Raw genomic sequence first — 22,256 nt, 5'->3', positions numbered from 1 at the left:
TCATGACCGCCGCCGTACCCGTCATCTCCATGTCGCTTCCCGCCGACGAATTCGCCCGCGATTTCGGCGCCTCGTTCGAACGCTTCGGTTTCGCGATGATCACCGATCATGGCATCGATCCGGCGCTGATCGACGAAGCATGGGACAAGGCGAAGGCCTTTTTCGCGCTGCCCGAGGCGGCAAAGCGCGCCTATCATATCGCGGGCAGCGGCGGCGCGCGCGGCTATACGCCGTTCGGCACCGAAATCGCCAAGGGCGCGAAAGAGGTCGACCTCAAGGAATTCTGGCACGTCGGGCGCGACCTGCCCGCGGGGCACCGGCTGGCCGCGCAACAGCCGAACAATGTCTGGCCCGCTGAAGTCGACGGCTTTCGCACCGCCTATGACAGGCTCTTCGCCGAATTCGACCGCGTCGGCGGGCGGCTGCTCTCCGGCATCGCGCGCTACCTTGGCCTCGCCCCCGATTTCTTCGACGACAGCGTCGCCGACGGCAACAGCGTGATGCGCCTGCTCCACTATCCGCCCGTCGAGGCGCCCGCGAAGGGCATCCGCGCCGAGGCGCATGAGGATATCAACACGATCACCCTGCTGCTCGGCGCCGAGGAAGCGGGGCTCGAAATCCTCGACAAGGACGGCAGCTGGCTGCCGGTCAGCCCGCCGCCGGGCGCGATGGCGGTCAACGTCGGCGACATGCTGCAACGGTTGACCAACGACCGGCTGCCGTCGACCACCCACCGCGTCCGCAACCCCGACGCGGGACGGGCCGGCGTCGCGCGCTATTCGATGCCCTTCTTCCTCCACTTCCGTTCGGACTATCCGATCGAGACGCTGGCAAGCTGTATCGACGCCGCGCACCCGAACCTGTATCCCGACCCGATCACCGCCGATGACTATCTGCAGGAACGGCTGCGCGAGATCGGCCTGAAGAAATAGCCCCACCCCATGGCGGAACCGGTGCGCGCGCGCCGCGTATAGGCGCCATGGCTATTCGGCACTGGGCACTTTCCGGCTTGTTATGCCTGTCGGCGCTGACGCTGGCGGCATGCGGCGGTGTAAGCGATCGACAAGATTCGGCGGCGCCTCGCACCGGCGCGGAGATATCGCAACCGGACGCTGAGCCAGCGCCGCCGGGCGCCGCGGCACCGAGGGCCCCCGGCACGCCTCTCGCTTCTGCGGCGCCCGGCGCATCACCGCGATCCTGCGCCACCGAACTCGGCGCGGCCGCCGCCGGACGGCGCGTTGACCTGTGCCGCCGCGTTTCGCCCGCCACCCGCCCACCCTGCCACGCCGCCAACAGCTGCGCGATGATCGAGGACGAGATCGCCCGCAGTTGCGCGCTCATACAAGGCGACGGTGCCTCGGCACCGGGTTGCGGCCCCGAATCGACCAGCAAGGAGGCGGCCGCCGAGGTCGTGAAACGCTATTATTCCGCGATCGACGCGCGCGACTTCGATACCGCGTGGCAGCAGTGGGGCGACGATGGCCCGCCGCGGCAAACACGCGAGACATTTCGCGCCGGCTTTGCCCGGACGCAGTCGACCCGCGTGACCATTGGCGCGGTGACGGATGGAGAGGGCGCGGCGGGATCGATCTTTCTGACGGTGCCTGTCACCGTCGATGCGGTTGTCGATTCGGGCCGGCATCAGAAATTTCGCGGTCATTATATTCTGCGCCGGGTCAATGGCGTCGACGGGGCGAGCGCCAGCCAACTGCGCTGGCATATAGAGTCGGCCGCGCTCAAAGCCGTCGCGGCGGGCTAGCCGCTCAGCGCTCCGCCCAATAATCGAACACCGCCTGTTGCTGTTCGCGGATGAAGCGCGCCGCCGCCGCGCCCTCCCATGGCCCGTCATAGCCGAGCAGCAGCGCGGTGCCGCCGACCCACCAGCCCTGGCCGGGCAAGCGGTCGCTTTCGCGCACCACCAGCACCGCGAGGTCGGGTTCGCCGTCGAGCGCGCTCAGGCGGTCGACTTCCTCCAGCGTCCGGCACACCGCGCGCATCTTGGGCCGCGTGAAACGGAACCCCAGATCGCCGAGCAGTTCGGAATAGCTGACGCTGCGTCCTTCGCGCGCCGCCGCGACCAGGATCGCACGGATGCGCGGGGCGTCGCCAAGCGCGGCGACGTCGGCAGCGGCGGCCTCGCCGCCTAGGCCTTGGTCGCGGGCGCTTTTGGCGGCCATGGGATGAAACCGGAGGTGCGACGAACATAATCGGCATAGCCGGGACGCGTCTTGTGCAATCCCTTTTCGAGCAGCGCCTTGCCCGACCATTTGACGAGCGTGAAGGTCAGGAAAATGGGGCCGATGACGCTGGCTAGCGCAATCGCCCATCCCGCTTCCGCCGCGACGAGCCAGATGCCCCACCAGGCCAGCGCGTCGCCGAAATAATTGGGATGCCGCGTATAGCGCCACAGGCCGGTGTCGAGCACCTTACCCTTGTTCGCCGGGTCATTGCGAAAGCCATTGAGCTGCAAATCCCCGACAGTTTCGAACGCGATGCCGATCAGCGCGGCGAACATGCCGAATTTCGCGAGGAGCCCGACAACCGCGGGCGGGTGCGTGGCGCTCGCCCAGATGCCGAGCTGCGCCGGAAGGCAGGTGATGAAGAGCAGGGGCGCCTGGGTCAGGAACACCGACACGAGCGCGGTCCGGGACCAGCTCCACCCCTTTGTCTCCATCGTCCGGGCGATGATCTTCGCATAGCGCGGATCCTCGCCCTGCGCGCGCCAGCGCAGGAACAGGTGGGCGGCAAGCCTGAGCCCCCAGATCGTGACGAGGACGAGGATCAACTGGGTCCGCAGCCCGTCGAAACCCGCCTGCGTCGCCGCCGCCCATGCGAGCAGCACCATGCCGAGCGCCCAGAAGGCGTCGATGAACGACACATCGCGGATCGCCACCGACGCGCGCCACAACAGCAGGATAGCGCCGACCAGCACGGCGAAATTGATCGCCAGCAAAACCGCCGCATCGCTCATGCCCGCTCTCCTGTTTCCACCTCGCTGCCGACGATATCATCGATCGAGCGCACCGCGCGTTCCGGAAATTTCGGAATACAACTTTTATAGACGTCCAGCACCTTCGTCATGTCGGCCCGAAAATCGCCGGTCGGCCAGATCAGCGGGCCAAGCCCGCCGGTCCGCGTTCCATAATCCATGAAGCCGACGACCATCGGCACCTTGGCGGCGAGCGCGATCTGATAAAAGCCGGTACGCCATTTCTTCGCCTTGCCGCGCGTCCCTTCGGGCGCGACGGTCAGCATGAATTCGGCGCGGCGAGCGAATTCCTGAACCATCGCCTGAACGACATTGCCGCCACCCTGACGGTCGACCGCAATGCCGCCCATCTGGCGCATGAAACCGCCGATCGGCCAACGGAAAAGCGATAGCTTGGCCATGAAATGGGGACGAATGCCGACATCGGCGGTCAGGCCGAGGAAATTGACGAAATCCCAGTTACTGGTGTGCGGCGCCGCAATGATGATGAAACGCCGCGGTTCCGGCACTTCGCCCACCGCGGTCCACCCCCGCATCCGGTATGACCGCAGTAGCAAACGGCGCACCGCCCGCGCCAGCAGCCCCGGCGGATCGTCTTCGATGGACTTCAAATCGCTTTCCCCCTGCTCCGCAATTGCGCGAAAGAAAGGTCGCGCGCAAGCGGCTTGCTAGCGCCCCGGCTTTCTGCTCCTTAGGGTCCTCAGCTTTATTTGGGGGAGACGGTGATGAGGACGATGATCGCGCTGCTGGCGTCGGCGATGCTGGTGGCGACACCGGGCATCGCGCAAGCGGCGCCGCGCCCCGACCAGCTCGCCTTTCGCGACCTTTACAAGGAGCTCGTCGAGACCAACACGACGCTGTCGTCTGGCAGCTGCACTCTCGCCGCCGAGCGCATGGCGGCGCGGCTGAAGGCCGCGGGCTTCACCGATGACCAGCTCACGCTCTTCGCGACGCCCGAAAATCCGAAGGAAGGCGGCCTGGTCGCCGTCTATCCGGGCACGTCGAAGACCGCCAAGCCGATCCTGCTCATCGCGCATATCGACGTCGTCGAGGCAAAGCGCGAGGATTGGGAGCGCGACCCGTTCGTGATGGTCGAGGAAAATGGCTATTTCTATGGCCGCGGCACCGCCGACGACAAGGCGCAGGCGGCAGTGTGGATCGATACGCTGATCCGTTTCAAACAGCAGCGATATAAGCCCAAGCGCACGGTGAAGGTCGCGCTGACCTGCGGTGAGGAAACCAATGGCGCGTTCAACGGGGCGCAATGGCTCGCGGCGAACAAGCGCGACCTGATCGACGCCGAATTCGCGCTGAACGAAGGCGGCGGCGGGGACAGCGATGGCAAGGGCAAAGTTATCGGTCAGTCGGTACAGGTCGGCGAAAAGACCTTCGCCAATTTCCGCCTCGAAACGCGCAATCCCGGCGGCCACAGTTCGGCCCCGGTTCCGGCCAATGCCATCTATCAGCTGGCACACGCGCTGGCGAAGATCGGCGATCACGACTTCCCGGTCGAAATGACCGACACGACGCGGCGTTTCTTTGCCGAAGCCGGCGCCGCGCGCGCCGACGAGATCGGCAAGGCGATGGTTGCGCTGTCGAAAAATCCGGCCGACAAGGCGGCCGAGGCGATCGTCAACAGCGACCCGTTCCTGCACAGCAACCTGCGCACGACGTGCGTCGCGACCATGCTCGACGGGGGGCACGCCCCGAACGCGCTGCCTCAGCGCGCGGGCGCGAACGTCAACTGCCGCATCTTTCCGGGGCACAGCATCGAATCGATCGGTGCGGAGCTTGCCGGGGTGATCGGCGATAGCGGTGTCACCATCACCCAGCTTCCGCCCAAACGCCCGGCACCGCCCGCCCCGCCGCTCGATCCGAAAGTGATCGGCCCGATGCAGAAGCTTGTCGATCAATATTGGCCGGGCTTGAAAGTCGTCCCCGCGATGGCGAACGGCTATACCGACGCGACCTTCCTCGGCGCGGCCGGCATTCCGACCTACGGCATGCCCGGCATGTGGGGCGACCCCGACGGTAACGGCGCACACGGCCTCAACGAACGCATGGAGGTGCGATCGGTCTATGTCGGGCGCGATTATATGTTCGATCTGGTGAAGGCCTACGCCGACAAGCCGTAGTTCGGTGTGAGGGAGCGGGCTGGGACTGGTTTATCCCACGAACGCGCGTTCGATCACGAAGTCGCCGGGTGCGGCGTTCGAGCCCTCGTTGAAGCCCAGTTCGCCGAAACGCGCCTGCAGGTCGCGGATCATCGCCATGCTGCCGCACATCATGATGCGGTCGCCGGCGGGATCGAATGCGGTCGGGCCGGTCAGCGGGTGACCGAAAAGCTGGCCGCCCGCGATCAGCGCGTCGATGCGCCCCTCGGTCCGGAACGGCTCGCGGGTCACCGTGGGAAGATAATGGAATTGCAGCAACGCCTGATCCTGCACCAGCGGATCGCCGGCGAGCTGGCTTTCCAGGTCGTCGCGGAAGGCGAGGTCGCTGACCCGCCGCACGCAATGGACGAGCGAAATCTGGTCGAAGCGATCATAGATGTCGGGATCGCGCGCGAGGCTGAGGAAGGGGGCAAGGCCGGTGCCGGTCGACAGCATGAACAGCCGCTTGCCGGGGAGCAAGGCATCGGCGACGAGCGTCCCCGTCGGCTTGCGGCCGAGATAAACGGGGTCGCCGGGCTGGATCTTCTGGAGCCGCGAGGTCAGCGGGCCGTCGGCCACCTTGATCGAGAGAAACTCCAATTCTTCGGCATAGGCGGGGCTGGCGATCGAATAGGCACGCAGCAGCGGACGCCCCTCGCCGCCGGGCAGGCCGATCATCACGAATTCGCCCGAGCGGAAGCGGAAGCTGGGCGGCCGCGTGATCGTGAAGCTGAACAGATGTTCGTTCCAGTGGCGGACCGAGCGCACCTCCTCGACCGTCAGCGAGGCGGAGGGGGCAAGCGTTGCGGCGGCGGCGATACGGTCGCTCATGGTCGGTTTTCCTGATGGTTCATATTGGGAGGAGAGAGGTCGAAGCCGGCGGCGGAAAGTTTGAGCGACGCCGCGGCGATCGCGGTGCTCACCGGCACGACATGGTCGGCTTCGACGAGCAGCGCGAGCGTCGCCTGCACCTGCTCGACCCGGTCGAGCGCCATATCGTGCCACAGGGCGATCAGGATCGCTTCCTCTTCGCCGATCTGCCGGCAAGGCATCGGCGCAAGCGTGATATCCTCGATCGCGCCCGTGCCGATCGACATCATCGCGGCATGGAAATCGGCGAGCGCCGGCAAGGCGCCGACCCCTTCGAAACCGCGCCGCAGCGCCTGCGGCGGGCAGCGCCGGCGCGCCACCGCATCGGCCCAGCCGCGCATCGCCCAGAGGAGGAAGCGGCTGCTGTTGCAGAGATTTTCGACGGGACGATCGACGAAGGCGTACATGCGGCTTTCCTGATATCGCACCCGGTTCGGCGCACGGCGCCTGCGCGCATAGATGTTAATGATAGTCATTCGCAACCAAGAAATTCTATCGGGCGGGGCTGGTCAGGCTCGGCCTGCGGCGGCGGCGCGGGGCGTATGAGCATGGGTCCGGGCGTGCGAAAGCTCCTTGGAGGGCATGTGTCCAAAGCGGCCGGAAGTGGGCGCTAGCCAAATAACCGTCGCCCCGCCCCGCCGCCATGTGCGAGCGAGCAGCCGCTATAAAGACATAAGCCCGGCACGCGCAGACAGGTCTTTCGCGGCTTTGCGCACGCTATCGGCACCCGCTTTCGCCTTTTGACGGCTTCGCCTTTGCCATGGCGGCCCAGCCTTGCTATCGGCGGATCAACCATGGCGAATACGACCGACGATCCCGACAATAACGAACCCGTCCCCGGCCAGATCGATACCCCGTTCGACAGCGCGCTGTCCGAGCGCTATCTCGTCTATGCGCTGTCGACGATCACCGCGCGGTCGCTGCCCGACCTGCGCGACGGGCTGAAACCCGTCCACCGCCGCCTGTTATGGGCGATGCGCGCGATGCGGCTCGATCCGTCGCAGGGTTACAAGAAATCCGCCCGCGTCGTCGGCGACGTCATCGGCAAATTCCACCCGCACGGCGACACCTCGGTCTATGACGCGATGGTCCGGCTCGCGCAGGATTTCGCGCTGCGTTACCCGCTCGTCGACGGCCAGGGCAATTTCGGCAATATCGACGGCGATAATGCCGCGGCGTATCGCTATACCGAGGCGCGGCTGACGCGCGTCGCGGTCGACCTGATGCAGGGGCTCGACGACGGCACGGTCGATTTCAAACCGACCTATAATGGCGAATATGACGAGCCCGAGATCATGCCGGGGCTGTTCCCGAACCTGCTCGCCAATGGTGCGACCGGGATCGCGGTCGGCATGGCGACGAACATCCCGCCGCATAATGCCGCCGAGGTGATCAACGCGGCGCTGGTGCTGATCGAAAACCCGCACGCCGAACTGGCCGCGTTGCTCGAGCATGTGAAGGGCCCCGATTTCCCGACCGGCGGCATCGTCGTCGACAGCGCCGAGACGATCGCGCACGCCTATGAGACCGGCCGCGGCGGCTTTCGCGTCCGCGCGCGCTTTTCGACCGGCAAGGCGGCGGACGGCGCGTGGGAAGATACGGGAATCGAAAAACAGCCGGGCGGCACCTGGCAGCTGGTGGTCAGCGAAATCCCCTATGGGGTCGCCAAGGGCAAGCTGATCGAGGCGATCGCGCAGCTGATCGCCGACAAGAAATTGCCGATCCTGGAAGATGTGCGCGACGAGAGCGCCGAGGATCTGCGCATCGTCATCGAGCCCAAGAGCCGCAACGTCGACCCCGATGTGCTCAAGGAAAGCCTGTTCCGGCTGACCGACCTCGAAAGCCGCTTCGCGCTCAATCTGAACGTGCTCGATGCGACCCGCACGCCGAAGGTGATGGGGCTCAAACAGCTGCTCGCCGAATGGTTGCAGCACCAGATCATCGTCCTCGTCCGCCGTGCCGAGCACCGGATCGGCAAGATCGACGACCGGCTCGAACTCGTCGGCGGCTATCTGATCGCCTTCCTCAACCTCGACCGGGTTATCGAGATCATCCGCACCGAAGATGAGCCGAAGGCGGTGATGATCGCCGAATTCGAGCTGACCGACCGCCAGGCCGAGGCGATCCTCAACATGCGCCTGCGGTCCTTGCGCAAGCTTGAGGAAATGGAGCTGAAGCGCGAGCAGGCCGACCTGATCGCCGAGCGCGAGGAGCTGGCGAAGCTGGTCGAAAGCCCGGCGCGGCAGAAGACGCGGCTGCGCAAGGATCTCGAAAAGCTGCGCGACGTCTATGGCCTCGACACGCTGCTCGGCGCGCGGCGCACGACGATTTCCGAAGCCGCCCCGGCGCGCGACATTCCCCTGGACGCGATGATCGAGAAAGAGCCGGTGACGGTGATCCTGTCGAAACGCGGCTGGATTCGCGCCCAGCGCGGCCATGTTGCGGCGGACCAGTGGGGTGAGTTCAAGTTCAAGGAAGGCGACGAGCTGCTGTTCGCCGTGCATGCGCAGACGACCGACAAGCTGCTGATCGCGGCGAGCGACGGGCGTTTCTTCACCGTCGGCGCCGACAAGCTGCCCGGCGGGCGCGGTTTCGGCGAGCCGCTGCGGCTGATGGTCGATATCGATCCCGAGGCGCGAATCGTCGCGATGGTCCCCGCCACCCCCGACGGCCGCCTGCTGCTCGCCTCGACGAGCGGGCATGGCTTCATCGTCCAGATGGGCGAGGTGATCGCCGAAACGCGCAAGGGCCGCGGCGTCGTCAACCTGAAGCCCAAGGCGGTGCTCGCGGTGGTGCGGCGGATCGCGGCGGCGGATGACAGCGTCGCGGTGGTCGGCGAAAACCGCAAGCTCGTGGTCTTCCCCGTCGCCGAAGTGCCGGTGATGGCGCGCGGCCAGGGCGTCATGCTGCAACGCTATCGCGACGGCGGCTTGTCCGACGCGATCAGCTTTGCCTTTGCCGAAGGATTGAGCTGGGCGATGGGGGGCGACAGCGGCCGGACGCGGACCGAAACCGACCTTGCCCCGTGGCGCGTCGCGCGCGGGGCGGCGGGCCGGATGCCGCCGACCGGCTTTCCGCGGAACAATCGCTTCAGCTGACCGTATTTCATGTTGCCGTAAATAGCTTCTTTACCCCCGCTACCATAGGCATGGGCCAATGGGGAAAGGTCGCTCAAAACCTGCTGTTATGCCTATCGATCGCACCGGTGATGACCGGCCCTCTCTTTACGTCGGCTGGATCGACGCACTCCCTGTCCCGGCGGCGCTGATCCGCCCGATGGAGCGCGGCAATTTTCGCCTGCACGCGAGCAACGCCGCGTTCGACCGGCTCGACCTGTCGCCCGCGGGCGTCAACGCGCCGATCGAGCTGCTGCGCGCGATCGAACGCGCGGCGCACCACCCCGACGATACCCAGGAATTTTCCTGCCAGCTGGGCGAAGGACCGGCGGCGCGCGACCTGCGCGGATCGATCGGCCCGCTGTCCGAGGATTGCGGCGACGAATCGCTGTTCCTGCTGACGCTGATCGACCGCACCCAGGAAATGATGACCGAGCGCAACCTGCGCCGCGAGCTGGTGTCGGACAGCCTGACCGGGCTGCCCAACCGCGCGGGCTTCGAGGAACTGGTCGAACAGCGCGCGGCGGGCGAAGGCGCCGGCGACCATGCGATATTGCTGCTCGACCTCGCGCGGTTCAGCCGCATCAACGAACATATCGGCCCGCTCGCCGGCGACGAGCTGATCATCACCGTCGCGCGGCGGCTGAAATCGAGCCTGCGCAGCGGCGACATATTGGCCCGGACGGGCGGCGACGAATTCGCCATTTCAACCCGCGTCGCCGGCGGCCGCGCCGACATTCGTGAAATGGCGCGGCGTATCCGCGGCTGTTTCGACCATCCGTTCCGTATCGGCGAACTGAAAGTCAGCGTCGATTGCGCGCTCGGCTGCGCAATTCAGCCTTCGATTGACACCGATATCGGCGACCAGATCCGCCATGCGCAGATCGCGCTCAAGCGCGCCAAGCAGACCGACCGCATCGAAATCTACGAACCCGAAGCCGCGATGCTTTCGGACAACCGCTTCGGGCTCGAGACCGAACTGCGCAATGCGATCGAAGAGGACCGGCTGCACCTGGCCTTTCAGCCGCTGATCGAACTGGCGAGCGGCAAGGTATCGGGGTTCGAGGCACTCGCGCGCTGGGACAATAGCGAGGGCAAGTCGGTACCGCCGACCGAATTCATCCCGATCGCCGAAGATTCGGGGCTGATCGTCCCGCTCGGCCAGCGGGTGATCAGCCAGGCGGCGGCGGTGCTGGCCGACTGGGACCGGCAGAACGGCGTCCCTGTCGACTGTTATTTTTCGGTCAATGTATCGGCGATCCAACTCGTTCGCGACGATATCGCCGCGGTCGTGCGCCAGGCGCTCGCCACGCATGAAATCGGCGGCGAACGGTTGATGATCGAACTCACCGAAAGCGCGATCATCGGCGATCCCGACCTGGCGCTGTCGGTGCTGAGCGAGTTGAAGGCGCTCGACGCGCGGATCGCCATGGATGATTTCGGCACCGGCTATTCGAACCTCGCCTATCTGCAGCGCCTGCCGATCGACGTGCTGAAGATCGATCGCAGCTTCGTCGAACATATGGTCGACGATCGCGACAAGGTGGCGATCGTCCGCACGATCCAGAGCCTGGCCGAAGTGCTCGGCATGCGAACGACGGCCGAAGGGGTCGAGAACGCCGATCAGGCGCGGCTGCTGTCGGCGCTCGGCTGCGATTTCGGGCAGGGTTTCCTGTTCGCGCGGCCGATGGAAAGCAAGGCCGCGCTCGATTATTGGCGTCAGTCGCTGGTGCGCCCGATCTTCTGATCGACGAGGTCGGCGACGCGCGACGCGCCGGGAAAATCCTCTGCCACCCACGCCGCCTCGACCGCTTTCAACAGGCGCGCGACCTCGGGCCCCACCGCAACGCCGCGCGCGACGATATCGCCGCCCTTGAGTGGCAGCACCGGAACCTCCCAGCCGGCCAGCGCCTGCAGCGCCGCAGTCGCCGTCGCGCCATCGCCGGCGAGCAGGTAGACGTCGCGCGCCGCGTCGATGCCAATGGCATGCGCCAGTTGCCGCGCCGGGCGCGGGCCATCGCCGCGATGCGCCGCAAGAGCGCCAAGATATTTGCGCTGCCGCGTCGACAGGCGCAGCCGGCTCGCCACCTGTTCGGCCGCCGCCGGGTCGGCCGGCAGCAGCGCCGACAGGCGACGAAGCGCCGCGGGCGGCGTATCCGTCGTGTCCTCATTGGCGCGCAGGCGATCGAGCGCGGGGAGGAAAGCCGGGTCGAGTTCGGGGAGCAGGACGCCGAAAATCCCGTCGCCTGCCATTTGCGCCACGATCGCGCGCGGATCGGGCAGCGCCAATATCTTGATCAGTTCGTCGGCGATCCGTTCGCGCGACAGGCTTTTGAGCGACTGGCGCGCGGCAATGACCGCGGCGTGGCTGTCGGGGTCGAGTTCGCCGCGTCCGAAGCGCGCCGCGAAGCGATAGAAGCGCAGGATCCGCAGATGATCCTCGGCGATGCGCGTCGCGGCATCGCCGATGAAACGGATGCGACCCGCCTCCAGATCGGCGAGCCCGCCGAACCAGTCGTCGACCGCCCGCGTGCCCGGGTCGGCGTAAAGCGCGTTGATCGTGAAATCGCGCCGCGCCGCATCTTCGCGCCAGTCGTCGGCGAACGCCACCGTCGCGCGGCGCCCGTCGGTTTCGACGTCACGGCGCAGCGTCGTGATTTCGTGATGGTCGCCGCTCGCGATCGCGGTCACCGTGCCGTGCGCGATACCGGTCGGGATCACCTTGATACCGGCGGCTTCGAGCCGGCGCGACACTTCTTCGGGGCGAAGCGGCGTCGCGAGGTCGATATCGGTGACGGGCAGGGCGAGCAGCGTATCGCGCACCGCGCCGCCGACGATGCGGACCGCGCCGCCATCGGCCGTCAGCGCCGCGACGATCCGGTGCAGCCCCGGGCGGTCCAGCCATTCGGCGTGCGGCAACCGGGTCACCGGTGCCAGCCCGCCGGCATGCGCCGCGCCAGATTGATGATGATGCCCGCCGTCACGCCCCAGATCCGCCGTCCCTGCCAATGCATGTCATAATAGTGGCGATCATGGCCCTGCCAATGCGCCTGTTGCTGCATGTAATTGCCGGGGTCGAACAGGATGTCGAGCGGCACTTCGAACCAGTCCTCGACCTCGTCGGGGTTCGGATCGAGCGGCAGGTCGGGAGGGATCACCCCAAGCACCGGGGTGATGTGATAGCCGCTGCCCGAGCGATAGGCCTCGGTCGTGCCTGCGATCGTCACGTCGCGGCGGTCGAGCCCGATTTCTTCCTCCGCCTCGCGCAGGGCTGCGTCGATGGCGTCGCGGTCGCCGGGATCGATCTTGCCGCCCGGGAAAGCGACCTGCCCCGCATGGCTGCGCAGCCATTGCGGCCGCTGGGTCAGGATGACGCCCGGATCGGGCCGGTCGGTGAAGGCGATCAGCACCGCCGCGTCGCGCAGCGTCGGCATATCGTCCATCAGATAGGTTTCGTCCTCGCCCGCACCCGGCAGCAGGTTGGCGAGCGCGGTGCGCAGCTTTTCGGACAGCATCAGCGATCGACCAACGCAAAACGGGTGCCGTTCGACCAGATGGCGGGCGGCTCCGCCCCCTCGGCAAGCGCCATGTCGATGATCTCATAATAAAGCGCGCGATCGATCCGCGCCTCGAGCCCGTTGCCGATCGCGCCGCGGACGTGGAGGCGCGGATCGGGATTGTCGGCATCGCTGCCGAAGCCGAGCGGATGATCGGCGCCCGCCATGACGAGGTCGTCGGTGTCGAGGCGGAACACCAGCTTGCGCGCCGCCCCCTCGCCCTCGCTTTTCATCTCGACCGCGCGGAAGGGCGTATCCTCGACCGCGATCGACAGTTTCTCGGCAGGGGTGACGAGGACGTGGCCGCCGCCGGGTTCGCGGCGCAGGATCGTCGAGAACAGCTTGACCATCGCGGGACGATTGATCCGCCCGCCCTCATGATACCAGCTGCCGTCGGCGCGAATCTCCATCGCGCTGTCGCCCTCGCGCGCTGGATGCCATTGCTCGACCGGCGGCAGCTTGCGCGCCGCGAGCAGCTCGGCCGCTTCGGCGAGTGAGAGTTGCGAGAAGTCTTTCGGAAGCGAAGGCGCGGGGGTGACCATGGAACCGACATAGGGGGACAGGCGAGGGGTGCAAGTCCGCGACGCCATCAACAACTCCGTCATCCCGGCGAAGGCCGGGATCTCACCGGCGCGTCAGGACGAGAGGTCGAGATCCCGGCCTTCGCCGGGATGACGATTATTGGGTTACCTCGGCCCGATCATCCCCGCGCCCGTCGGCAAGGCATGGCCATTCACCACGCGAGCAAGCAGACGGCGGCGTTCGAACGGGCCGGGCAGGTCCCATACGCCCGTCGCATCGGCGTCGAAGCCGAAGAAGCGGCCATAATATTCGGGGTCGCCGATCATCATCAACGCGCTGTCGGCTTTGGTTTCCGCCGCTTCGAGCATATGCGCCATCAGCGTGCGGCCATGTCCGCCGCGCTGTTGGCCGGGGTATACGGCGACGGGGCCGACCATGACCAACGGTGTGGCCTTGCCGTCGGCCGCACGATGCGCGACCGGCCAGCATTGGATCGTGCCGATGAGCGCGCCGTCCTCGACCGCCGCGAAGCTGAGCGCGGGCACCGCGTCGACGCCGGCGCGGATGCGATAGGCGGTTCGTCCAAAGCGATCCGTTCCGAAAGCGGCGTCGAGCAGATGCTCGACCGCCTGCGGTTCGATATCGGACAATGGAAGTAACTCGACCAACGCGTACCCTTTCGCTAATGCGGCGGCGCTTTAGGGTCGCGGACCGGCAATGGAAAGCCGAATGTCGCGCTCGTTCGACAGGATGTTCTGGTGACCGATACATTGTGGCTGGAAGTGGCGGGCCTGACGGCCCAGGTGCTGACCGGCATTTATTCCGAAGAAACGCATCTGCCGCAGCCGCTGCGCATCTCGGTCCGCGCCAAGCTGGCGATGATCGATCATTACGACCCGGTGACGCCGCTCAGCGCATCCAAAAATTACATGCATCTGAAATTCGCGGCGACCGAGGGCATCCCGAAGGACGTGCATTTCGTGCTGATCGAAAGCGTCGCCGACCATATCATCGACACCTTGTTCCTGCAGGACGAAAAGATCGAGGAAATCGAGGTGAAGATCGTCAAGCTCGCGATCGCCGAGGATGGCGAGGAGATTGGCATCACGATGCGCCGAAGCCGTTTGGGGTCAAGGAAATGACGCAAAAGCTCGCTCTCGTCACGGGCGGGCTCCACCGCGTCGGCGCCGCGATTTCGGCGCGGCTCGCGCGCGAAGGCTATGCGCTGGCCTTGCACAAGCGCAGCGCGGCCGAGGCCGATCCGGTGCTCGCCGAAGCCATTGCGGAGACGGGCGCGCGCTGTCATCGCTTTGCCGCCGACCTCGCCGATCCGGCAGAGGTCGATGCGCTGCTGCCGGCCGTGATCGAGAAATTCGGCCGTGTGCCCGACCTGCTTGTCAACAATGCCGCGCTGTTCGCCGAGGGCGAATGGAGCGACCTGTCGGCGGCGGCGCTGACCGAAATGATGCAGGTCAATCACCATGCGCCGGTGATGCTGGCGAAAGCGCTGGTCGCGGCGAGCGAGGGCGCCCGGCCCGCGATCGTCAATATCGTCGACCAGCGCGTCGTCCATCCGGTGCCCGACCAGATCGCCTACAGCCTGTCGAAATCGGCGCTGTGGCAAGCGACCGCGACGCTGGCGGTGGCATTCGGCAACCGCGCGCGCGTCAACGCCGTCGCGCCGGGGCTGACGATGGCGACCGACGATTACAGCCCGGGCCAGGTCGAACGGCTGGCGCAGCGCATGCCCTTGCGGGCGTTGCCGACGCCGGCGCAGATCGCCGACGCCGTCGTCTATCTGGCGCGCGCCGAGGCGGTGACCGGCCAGACGATCTTCGTCGACGGCGGCGCGCATCTGGCGCCGATGGAGCGCGATTTCGTCGCGCTGGAAAAAGACTGAACGTCGCCCCCGCGAAGGCGGGGGCCGCAGTCGGCCTTGCGCTACGTCTCCAGCGGCCCCCGCCTTCGCGGGGGCGACGGGCGTCAATAAATATGCACCGCCTTGGTGACCAGATAGCCATCCAGCCCCTCGGGCCCGCTTTCGCTGCCGAAGCCCGATTCCTTGATCCCGCCGAACGGCGTGTCGAGCGCCGAGATGACGAAGCTGTTGACGCCGACCATCCCGCTTTCGATGCCGTCGACGATGCGGTTGATGCGGCGGCCATTCTCGGTGAAGGCGAAGGCGGCGAGACCATAGGGCAGCCGGTTCGCCTGTTCGAGCGCTTCATCCTCGGTGCCGAACGGACGGATCAGCGCCATCGGGCCAAAGGGTTCGTTGTTCATCGCATCGGCCTCGACCGGCACGTCGGCGATCGCGGTCGGCTGGAAGAAATAGCCGTCGCCGGTCGCTTCGCCGCCCGCGATGACGCGCGCGCCCTTGGCCTTGGCGTCGGCCACCAGCGCTTCCAGGGCGGGGATGCGGCGCGCGTTGGCGAGCGGCCCCATCTGGGTATCGGCGTCGAGCCCGCTGCCGATCCTCACCTTCGCGGTCCGTTCGCCAAAGTCCTTCACGAAGGCGTCGTAAATGCCCTGCTGGACATAGAAGCGCGTCGGCGAAATACAGACCTGCCCGGCGTTGCGGAATTTCTGCATCACCACCTTGTCGAGCGTCGCCTCGAGGTCGCAATCATCGAAGACGAGCACCGGGGCGTGACCGCCGAGTTCCATCGTGATCCGCTTCACCCCGTCGGCGGCAAGCTTCATCAGATGCTTGCCGACCGCGGTCGAACCGGTGAAGCTGACCTTGCGGATCACCGGGCTGGCAAGCAGATGGCGGCTGATCTGGTCGGGATCGCCATAGACGAGCTGGACGACGTCGCCGGGGATGCCCGCATCGGCGATGCAGCGCATGATCGCGCTGGTGCAGCCCGGCGTTTCCTCGGGCGCTTTCGCGATCACGACGCAGCCCGCGGCAAGCGCGGGCGCAATCTTCTTGACCATCAGATTGACCGGGAAGTTCCACGGGCTGAAGCCGGCGACGGGGCCGACGGGATGCTTGGTGACCATCGCGCGCTGGCCCGCGGGGCGCTGGAGCACGCGGCCTTCGATGCGTTTGCCCTGTTCGGCGAAATAGTCGAACAGCCCCGCCGCCGACAGCACTTCGCCGCGCGCCTCGGCGATCGGCTTGCCCTGTTCAAGCGTCAGCAGGGTCGCGATATGATCGACCCGCTCGCGGATGATCCCCGCCGCCTTGTGCATCAGCGCCGCGCGCTCGTCGGGAGTCTTGGCGCGCCAGACCGGCCAGCCGCGCTCCGCCGCCGCGAGCGCTTCATCGAGGTCGGCGATGGTGGCGACGGGCAGTTCGGCGAGCGTGCCCGCAGTCGCGGGATTATAGACCGGCCGCCCCTCGCGCCCCTCGCCGCTCCGCCACGCGCCGTTGATGAAGAGCTGGAGGTCGGCGTCGTAGGTCGCGGTCATGGGGGATCCTTTGTCAAGGAATGGGGGGATGTGCCGCGATATAGGATCGGCTCAGCGATAGTTAAAGCTGATGCTGATCCGTTCGCCCTTGCCCGCATGCGGCATCACCTCGTGGCGCAGCCAGCTTTCCCACAGGAAGACGCGGCCCGCGGCGGGTTCGGCATAGACGAACGGCAATAATTGTTCGGGCGCATCGTCGGTGCGGCCAGGCGCCGCCATCAGCATCGCGAGGCGCGGATCCTCCAGCTTCAGTGCCCCCGAATCCGGCGGGACCGCGACATAGAAGGTCCCCGACACGATGCTGTGCGGGTGAATATGGCCGCTGTGGGTGCCGCCGGGTTTCAGGATGTTGACCCACAGGCTGTCGAGCCTCAGCGGCTTGGCGAGGTCGAAATGGCACGCCTTGGCGAACGCCTTCACATGCTTGTCGAGCAGGCGCTTGAGATCATAAAAGGCCGGATCGCGCTCGGGCAGGTCGCCGAGCGACGCATAGCTTGTATAGCCCTTGTAGCCATGATCGCGGCTCCAGCGCCGGCCCGCGCCATCCTCTTCGGCGAACAGGCGGCTGCTCTCCTCCAGCTCTTCGAGCAGGCCGGGCGTGCCGATATCGGCCTCGTAAAAATTGGTGGCGAAGAGCGTGCGAACGGGCATGATGGCCGCAAAGCATAGGAAGCCCGCGAGAGCAAGGAGAGACGCTGACCCTCATTTCGTCATGCCGGACTTGATCCGGCATCCATTCTTCCCGCCAAGGCCTCGATGGACCCCGGATCAAGTCCGGGGTGACGAAAGAAGAAACAGCGGCAAACTCCATTGACCTCGCACAACCAGGGAGACGAGGATGGCCGAGTTTGAACTGATCGCCGACGGATTGCGTTTTCCCGAGGCGCCGGTGGTGATGGATGACGGCAGCGTCATCGTCGTCGAGATCGAGGCGAAGCGGATCACGCGCTGCTGGCCCGGCGGCCGGAAGGAGGTCGTCGCGACCCCCGGCGGCGGCCCCAACGGCCTGGCGATCGGCCCCGACGGCAAGCTGTACTGCTGCAACAACGGCGGCTTCAACTATGTCGAATCGAATGGCTATCTGGCGCCACACGGCATTGCGGACGATTATTCGGGCGGGCGGATCGAGCGGATCGATATCGACACCGGCGCGGTCGAAATCCTTTACAAGAGCGGCGACCATGGCGTGATCCTGCGCGGCCCGAACGACATCATGTTCGACACGCATGGCGGCTTCTGGTTCACCGATCATGGCAAGGTCGATTATGCCGCGCGCTGTCACGACATCGTCGGCATCTTTTATGCCAAGGCCGACGGCAGCTTCATCGAGGAAGTGATCTTTCCGTCGAACAATCCGAACGGCATCGGCATCTCTCCCGACGGCAACACGCTTTACGCGGCCGAAACCTACACCTGCCGCCTGATGAAATTCAACATCATCGCGCCCGGCAAGGTGGCGGCGGATGCCGGCCCCGGCGGTCCCGGCATCCCGCTGTATCGCCCCGCCGGCTATAAATTCTTCGACAGCCTTGCGATGGAAGCCAATGGCAATATCTGCGTCGCGACGATCGGCGAGTGCGGAATCAGCGTCGTCTCGCCGCAGGGCGAACTGGTCGAATTTGTCGCGACCGACGATATCTTCACCACCAACATCGCGTTCGGCGGGCCCGACCGGCAGGACGCCTATATCACCCTGTCGGGCACGGGCCGGCTGGTAAAGGCGCGCTGGGCGAGGCCGGGGCTGCAGCTGCAATATTGACTTAGTCATATGACTTAGCTAAGTATCCGCCATGACCATCGTGACCATCCACGAAGCGAAGACGCATCTGTCGCGCCTGATCGCCCGCGTTCTGGCGGGCGAAGAAGTGACGATCGCGCGCGGCAAGGAGCCGGTGGTCAAGCTGATGCCAGTGAAGGAAATACCCAAGGCGAAGCGCAAGCTCGGCCACCTTGCGCACCTGATTCCGCCGGGCAAAGATCCGCTGGAAGATGGTTTCTGGGATCCTCTCCCCGAAGAAGATCTGAAGCTTTGGAACGGGGAAGTTGACGATCCCAATGACGCCCTGTGAGTCAAGCTTATCTGCTTGATACCCATGCGCTGCTATGGGTGATCTATGCGCCCGAACGCCTGCGATCGGATGTTCGTGAAGCAATCGGAGATGGTGAAGCGATCGTTTATGCGAGTGCGGTTTCAGCTTATGAAATTGCGCTCAAGCACGGGTTCGGCAAACTCGGCTTTGCCGAACCTTTAGCGCTCGATTTCCTGAAGGAGATCGCGGTACCCGGCTTCCTCCCGCTATCGCTGACCGCCGAACATGCCCGGCTCGCGGGGGCGCTTCAAATCCCCCATCGCGATCCGTTCGACCGCATGCTGATCGCGCAGGCGCAAATTGAGCAGCTGGTGCTGGTGTCGAACGAAGCGCTGTTCGACCAGTTCGGCGTCATCCGCTTTTGGTAGGAGGCTGCCGAAGATGCACGAGGAAACCCACACCGTCACCCGGATCGGCTGGCTGCGCGCCGCGATCCTCGGCGCCAATGACGGGATCGTGTCGACCGCCAGCCTGATCGCGGGCGTCGCGGCGGCAGGAGCATCTGGGGCGTCGATCCTCGTCACCGGGACTGCGGGCCTCGTCGCCGGCGCGATGTCGATGGCGGCGGGCGAATATGTGTCGGTGAGTTCGCAGGGCGACGCCGAAAAGGCCGATGTCGAGCTGGAGAAGCGCCATCTGGCCGCCGATCCGGAGTATGAGCTCGAGGAATTGACGCAAATCTATGAGGAGCGCGGGCTCGACCGCGCGCTCGCCGAGCAGGTCGCGGTCCAACTGACCGAACATGACGCGCTCGACACCCATTTGCGCGACGAGCTGGGCATGACCGACGCGATGGCGGCGCGGCCGGTGCAGGCGGCGGCGGCTTCGGCGGCGAGCTTTGCGATCGGCGCGGCGCTGCCGCTGGCGACGGTGCTGGTCGACAGCGGCGCGTCGTTGCCGTGGACCGTTTCGGCGGCGTCGCTTGTCTTCCTCGCGATTCTCGGCGCGCTCGGAGCCCGGGCGGGCAATGCGCCGATGCTGCGCCCGGTCGTTCGGGTAACCTTCTGGGGGGCGATGGCAATGGCGGTGACGATCGCGATCGGGTCGCTGCTCGGGACAACGGTGGGGTAAGATATCACAAAATTTCCGTGGACCCCTGCGAAGGCAGGGGTCCATCTCCAGTCGGCACTATTTTGAACCGGCAGGAGATGGGTCCCCGCCTGCGCGGGGACACGGTAATCTATTTGGCTCAACGCCGCGCCAGCCACTCCCGCAGCGCGACGGCGTTGTTCCGCTCCGCATTCTTCGCGGCATAGAGCAAGGTCACCGGCCCGGCTCTCGCCGCCGCATCAAGTGTGAAGAGCGCCGCCTTCACCTCCTCGCCACCCGCATCGAGTTCGGCGAAATAATCGAACCGGAATTCGTCCCACGCTTCGTCCGAATCGGCGGTTTCGCCGTGGAAACGCTTGCGCAGGCCATCGCTCGGCGACAGCGGCTTGAGCCACGCGGCGAGCGCCGCCTTCTCTTTCGACACGCCGCGCGGCCACAGCCGGTCGACAAGGAAACGCGTGCCATCGCCGGGACCGGCCGGTTCGTGAATGCGTTTGACCGCGATTGTCAGGGGCGCCGCCATCTGTATGACTATCGGCGATTCCGCAGCCGCGGGCAAGCCATCGGAGGGGTCCGGACATGAGCAGAACAAGCTGGGCGATCGACATCGATCGCGACGATATCACGCAGGCCCGTCTGGTCGCCGATCCCGCTACCCCGCTCGCGCCGGGGCAGGTGCGTGTCCATCTGGACAGCTATGCGATGACCGCGAACAACATCACCTATGCGGTGTTCGGCAAGCCCGCGGGGCTGTTCGGCGCCAATAAAGATGGGGAGGATCAAGGCTATTGGGATTTCTTCGCCGAGCCCGGCCAGTCCGGCCGCCTGCCCGTCTGGGGCTTTGCGACGGTGACCGAAAGCACCGCCGACGGCGTCGCGGCGGGCGAGTGCTTCTACGGCTATTATCCGATGGCACAGCATGCGGTGCTGACCGCCGGCAAGGCGGGGCCGGGCGGCTTTACCGACGTCACGCCGCGGCGCACCACCCTGCCCCCGATCTACAATCATTATCAGCGGGTCGAGGCGCTGGAGGGCTATCGCGCCGCGGACCATGATTATTGGCCGGTGTTTCGCCCGCTGTTCCTGACCGGCTGGCTGATTGCCGACCAGTTCGAGGATGAGGGCGATTATGGCGCCGGCCAGATCTTGATCGCGAGCGCGTCGAGCAAGACCGCGATCGGGCTTGGCTTTTCGCTCGGACGGCGAACGGCGCGGCCCGAAACGATCGGCCTGACGAGCGCGGCGAACGTCGACACGCTCGCCGCGCAGGGGATTTACGACCGCGTCATCAGCTATGACCAGATCATGACGCTCAACGCCGCGAGCCCCGCCGCGCTGGTCGACATGGCGGGGAATGGCGCGGTGACGCGCGCGGTGCACAGCCATTTCGGAAATAATCTGAAAGCCTCGATCATCGTCGGCAAGTCGCATTGGGACGCGCAGGCCGATATCGAGGGTCTGCCGGGCCCCGAGCGGCAGGGCTTTTTCGCGCCGGGCCGCAGCCAGAAACGGATCGCCGACTGGGGCGGCGCGGTGTTCGGACAGAAGATCGCCGAAGCCTGGCTCGCCTTCATGGAGGTCGCGCCGCGGCTGACGACGATCGACAAGCGCCGCGGCGGCGAGGCGGCGCTCGCCGCCTATCATGAGATGCTATCGGGACAGGCCGACCCCAGGACAGGAATCGTCATCAAACCATGAACTTCACCACCATCATCTTCGACTTCGGCGGCGTCATCACCGCCTCGCCCTTCGAGGCGTTCAACCGGCTGGAGGAAGAGCGCGGATTACCGCGCGACTTCGTCCGCCGCGTCAACGCTGCCGATCCCGACGGCAATGCCTGGGCGAAGTTCGAACGCGCCGAGATCGACGCGGCGGCGTTCGATGCGCTGTTCGCCGCCGAAGCGCGGACGCTTGGCCACGAACTGGAAGGCGAAGCGGTGCTCGCCGTCCTCGCGGGGGCGGTGCGGCCGGCGATGGTCGCGGCGCTCGATACGCTGAAGGCGGCCGGCTTCACGATCGGCTGCATCACGAACAATGTGCCGAGCGGCAAGGGCGCGGGCATGGCGCGCAGCGAGGAACTGGCGGCCGAAGTCGCGGCGATCATGGCGCGCTTCGACCATGTCATCGAATCGAGCAAGGTCGGCGTGCGCAAGCCCGATCCGGCGATTTATCGCATGATGTGCGACGCGCTCGGGGTCGCGCCGGCCAATTGCATCTATCTCGATGACCTTGGCATCAACTGCAAACCCGCGAGCCAGCTTGGCATGCACGCGATCAAGGTGACGAGCGGCGAACAGGCGCTCGCCGACCTGTCGGCGGCGCTGGAGATGCGTTTGCCCTGAGGGTTCCGGCCTGTTGTTATCATTTCCCTTCTTCGTCATCCCGGACTTGACCCGGGGTCCCGCTTGAAACCAGGAAGCGCTCAGCCGAAAAAAGCGGGATCCCGGGTCAAGCCCGGGATGACGATAACTGGCAAGGTCCGGCGCAAAACA

Annotated in this window: 25 protein-coding genes; 13 read left to right on the top strand and 12 right to left on the bottom strand. The window is 66.0% G+C overall.

Annotated features, from left to right (window positions below; genetic code table 11):
• The first annotated feature begins 2 nt into the window (after positions 1 to 2).
• Positions 3 to 932, top strand: a complete 930-nt coding sequence (locus FHR22_RS13695; protein WP_166943712.1) for an isopenicillin N synthase family dioxygenase — start codon at positions 3 to 5, stop codon at positions 930 to 932.
• A gap of 371 nt (positions 933 to 1,303) precedes the next feature.
• Positions 1,304 to 1,759, top strand: coding sequence for a hypothetical protein (locus FHR22_RS22345; protein ID WP_243853722.1), 456 nt, complete (start codon positions 1,304 to 1,306; stop codon positions 1,757 to 1,759).
• A 4-nt stretch (positions 1,760 to 1,763) separates the two neighbouring features.
• Here the strand turns inward: FHR22_RS22345 and FHR22_RS13685 are convergent, their stop codons facing one another.
• The 3 genes from FHR22_RS13685 to FHR22_RS13675 are packed head-to-tail and all read right to left on the bottom strand — an operon-like array spanning position 1,764 to position 3,600.
• Positions 1,764 to 2,177: a ribose-phosphate pyrophosphokinase gene (locus tag FHR22_RS13685; RefSeq protein ID WP_166943705.1), complete on the bottom strand. Its 414-nt coding sequence runs from the start codon at positions 2,175 to 2,177 to the stop codon at positions 1,764 to 1,766.
• Positions 2,144 to 2,971 carry a DUF1295 domain-containing protein gene (locus FHR22_RS13680; RefSeq protein ID WP_166943702.1) on the bottom strand — a complete coding sequence of 276 codons (828 nt, stop codon included), beginning with the start codon at positions 2,969 to 2,971 and terminating at the stop codon, positions 2,144 to 2,146. The genes FHR22_RS13685 and FHR22_RS13680 overlap by 34 nt, the downstream gene beginning before the upstream one ends.
• The gene (locus tag FHR22_RS13675) at positions 2,968 to 3,600 is read right to left on the bottom strand and encodes a lysophospholipid acyltransferase family protein (protein WP_166943699.1); all 633 of its coding nucleotides are present in this window, start codon (positions 3,598 to 3,600) and stop codon (positions 2,968 to 2,970) included. The genes FHR22_RS13680 and FHR22_RS13675 overlap by 4 nt, the downstream gene beginning before the upstream one ends.
• A 114-nt stretch (positions 3,601 to 3,714) precedes the next feature.
• Between FHR22_RS13675 and FHR22_RS13670 the strand changes: the two genes are divergently transcribed.
• Entirely contained in the window at positions 3,715 to 5,124 is a 1,410-nt protein-coding gene (locus FHR22_RS13670; protein ID WP_166943696.1) for a M20/M25/M40 family metallo-hydrolase, read from the top strand.
• A 30-nt stretch (positions 5,125 to 5,154) separates the two neighbouring features.
• On the opposite strand, the gene FHR22_RS13665 is transcribed toward FHR22_RS13670, so the two are convergent.
• Positions 5,155 to 5,973, bottom strand: coding sequence for a ferredoxin--NADP reductase (locus tag FHR22_RS13665; RefSeq protein WP_166943693.1), 819 nt, complete (start codon positions 5,971 to 5,973; stop codon positions 5,155 to 5,157).
• A complete protein-coding gene (locus FHR22_RS13660; protein ID WP_166943691.1) occupies positions 5,970 to 6,488 on the bottom strand; it encodes a hypothetical protein in 519 nt (172 codons plus the stop codon). Before FHR22_RS13660 ends, FHR22_RS13665 begins: the two co-directional genes overlap by 4 nt.
• A 318-nt stretch (positions 6,489 to 6,806) precedes the next feature.
• Here FHR22_RS13660 and parC point away from each other — a divergent pair, with 318 nt between their 5' ends.
• A complete protein-coding gene (gene parC, locus FHR22_RS13655) occupies positions 6,807 to 9,110 on the top strand; it encodes a DNA topoisomerase IV subunit A (protein ID WP_166943688.1) in 2,304 nt (767 codons plus the stop codon).
• A gap of 88 nt (positions 9,111 to 9,198) precedes the next feature.
• A complete protein-coding gene (locus FHR22_RS13650; protein WP_243853721.1) occupies positions 9,199 to 10,875 on the top strand; it encodes a putative bifunctional diguanylate cyclase/phosphodiesterase in 1,677 nt (558 codons plus the stop codon).
• On the opposite strand, the gene FHR22_RS13645 is transcribed toward FHR22_RS13650, so the two are convergent.
• From FHR22_RS13645 to FHR22_RS13630, 4 genes are all read right to left on the bottom strand, one after another.
• Positions 10,848 to 12,056 (bottom strand): tRNA nucleotidyltransferase/poly(A) polymerase-related protein, encoded by a 1,209-nt coding sequence (locus FHR22_RS13645; protein WP_166943682.1) that lies wholly within the window; start codon positions 12,054 to 12,056, stop codon positions 10,848 to 10,850. The genes FHR22_RS13650 and FHR22_RS13645 overlap by 28 nt on opposite strands.
• The gene (locus tag FHR22_RS13640) at positions 12,053 to 12,643 is read right to left on the bottom strand and encodes a CoA pyrophosphatase (RefSeq protein ID WP_166943679.1); all 591 of its coding nucleotides are present in this window, start codon (positions 12,641 to 12,643) and stop codon (positions 12,053 to 12,055) included. Before FHR22_RS13640 ends, FHR22_RS13645 begins: the two co-directional genes overlap by 4 nt.
• Positions 12,643 to 13,227 carry a DUF1285 domain-containing protein gene (locus FHR22_RS13635; RefSeq protein ID WP_166943961.1) on the bottom strand — a complete coding sequence of 195 codons (585 nt, stop codon included), beginning with the start codon at positions 13,225 to 13,227 and terminating at the stop codon, positions 12,643 to 12,645. The genes FHR22_RS13640 and FHR22_RS13635 overlap by 1 nt, the downstream gene beginning before the upstream one ends.
• Before the next feature lie 144 nt (positions 13,228 to 13,371).
• Positions 13,372 to 13,875: a GNAT family N-acetyltransferase gene (locus FHR22_RS13630; protein WP_166943676.1), complete on the bottom strand. Its 504-nt coding sequence runs from the start codon at positions 13,873 to 13,875 to the stop codon at positions 13,372 to 13,374.
• Positions 13,876 to 13,965: 90 nt separating this feature from the next.
• Here FHR22_RS13630 and FHR22_RS13625 point away from each other — a divergent pair, with 90 nt between their 5' ends.
• Together FHR22_RS13625 and FHR22_RS13620 are read left to right on the top strand one after the other, a co-directional pair.
• On the top strand, positions 13,966 to 14,349 hold the full coding sequence (locus FHR22_RS13625; RefSeq protein WP_166943673.1) for a dihydroneopterin aldolase: 384 nt from the start codon (positions 13,966 to 13,968) through the stop codon (positions 14,347 to 14,349).
• Positions 14,346 to 15,107, top strand: a complete 762-nt coding sequence (locus FHR22_RS13620; protein WP_166943670.1) for an SDR family oxidoreductase — start codon at positions 14,346 to 14,348, stop codon at positions 15,105 to 15,107. The genes FHR22_RS13625 and FHR22_RS13620 overlap by 4 nt, the downstream gene beginning before the upstream one ends.
• Positions 15,108 to 15,190: 83 nt before the next feature.
• Here the strand turns inward: FHR22_RS13620 and FHR22_RS13615 are convergent, their stop codons facing one another.
• Both FHR22_RS13615 and FHR22_RS13610 read right to left on the bottom strand, forming a co-directional pair.
• On the bottom strand, positions 15,191 to 16,624 hold the full coding sequence (locus FHR22_RS13615; protein ID WP_166943666.1) for an NAD-dependent succinate-semialdehyde dehydrogenase: 1,434 nt from the start codon (positions 16,622 to 16,624) through the stop codon (positions 15,191 to 15,193).
• A gap of 51 nt (positions 16,625 to 16,675) precedes the next feature.
• The gene (locus FHR22_RS13610; protein WP_166943663.1) at positions 16,676 to 17,275 is read right to left on the bottom strand and encodes a TIGR02466 family protein; all 600 of its coding nucleotides are present in this window, start codon (positions 17,273 to 17,275) and stop codon (positions 16,676 to 16,678) included.
• Between the two features lie 187 nt (positions 17,276 to 17,462).
• Here FHR22_RS13610 and FHR22_RS13605 point away from each other — a divergent pair, with 187 nt between their 5' ends.
• From FHR22_RS13605 to FHR22_RS13590, 4 genes are read left to right on the top strand one after another with little or no spacing between them, the layout of a single operon-like run.
• Complete coding sequence (locus FHR22_RS13605; protein ID WP_166943660.1) at positions 17,463 to 18,383, top strand: SMP-30/gluconolactonase/LRE family protein; 921 nt, start codon at positions 17,463 to 17,465, stop codon at positions 18,381 to 18,383.
• Positions 18,384 to 18,414: 31 nt separating this feature from the next.
• Complete coding sequence (locus FHR22_RS13600) at positions 18,415 to 18,693, top strand: type II toxin-antitoxin system Phd/YefM family antitoxin (RefSeq protein ID WP_166943657.1); 279 nt, start codon at positions 18,415 to 18,417, stop codon at positions 18,691 to 18,693.
• Complete coding sequence (locus FHR22_RS13595; protein WP_341786622.1) at positions 18,690 to 19,082, top strand: type II toxin-antitoxin system VapC family toxin; 393 nt, start codon at positions 18,690 to 18,692, stop codon at positions 19,080 to 19,082. The genes FHR22_RS13600 and FHR22_RS13595 overlap by 4 nt, the downstream gene beginning before the upstream one ends.
• A gap of 13 nt (positions 19,083 to 19,095) precedes the next feature.
• Positions 19,096 to 19,785: a VIT1/CCC1 transporter family protein gene (locus FHR22_RS13590; protein WP_208417693.1), complete on the top strand. Its 690-nt coding sequence runs from the start codon at positions 19,096 to 19,098 to the stop codon at positions 19,783 to 19,785.
• A 118-nt stretch (positions 19,786 to 19,903) separates the two neighbouring features.
• Here the strand turns inward: FHR22_RS13590 and FHR22_RS13585 are convergent, their stop codons facing one another.
• Positions 19,904 to 20,287: a DUF488 domain-containing protein gene (locus FHR22_RS13585; protein WP_166943654.1), complete on the bottom strand. Its 384-nt coding sequence runs from the start codon at positions 20,285 to 20,287 to the stop codon at positions 19,904 to 19,906.
• Positions 20,288 to 20,343: 56 nt separating this feature from the next.
• Here FHR22_RS13585 and FHR22_RS13580 point away from each other — a divergent pair, with 56 nt between their 5' ends.
• Positions 20,344 to 21,462: a DUF2855 family protein gene (locus FHR22_RS13580; protein WP_166943652.1), complete on the top strand. Its 1,119-nt coding sequence runs from the start codon at positions 20,344 to 20,346 to the stop codon at positions 21,460 to 21,462.
• Entirely contained in the window at positions 21,459 to 22,106 is a 648-nt protein-coding gene (locus FHR22_RS13575; RefSeq protein WP_166943650.1) for an HAD-IA family hydrolase, read from the top strand. The genes FHR22_RS13580 and FHR22_RS13575 overlap by 4 nt, the downstream gene beginning before the upstream one ends.
• The last annotated feature ends 150 nt before the right edge of the window (positions 22,107 to 22,256 follow it).

Source organism: Sphingopyxis panaciterrae, from assembly GCF_011762125.1.
Lineage (GTDB): Bacteria > Pseudomonadota > Alphaproteobacteria > Sphingomonadales > Sphingomonadaceae > Sphingopyxis > Sphingopyxis panaciterrae.
This window is presented reverse-complemented; position numbering and strand designations above follow the sequence as displayed.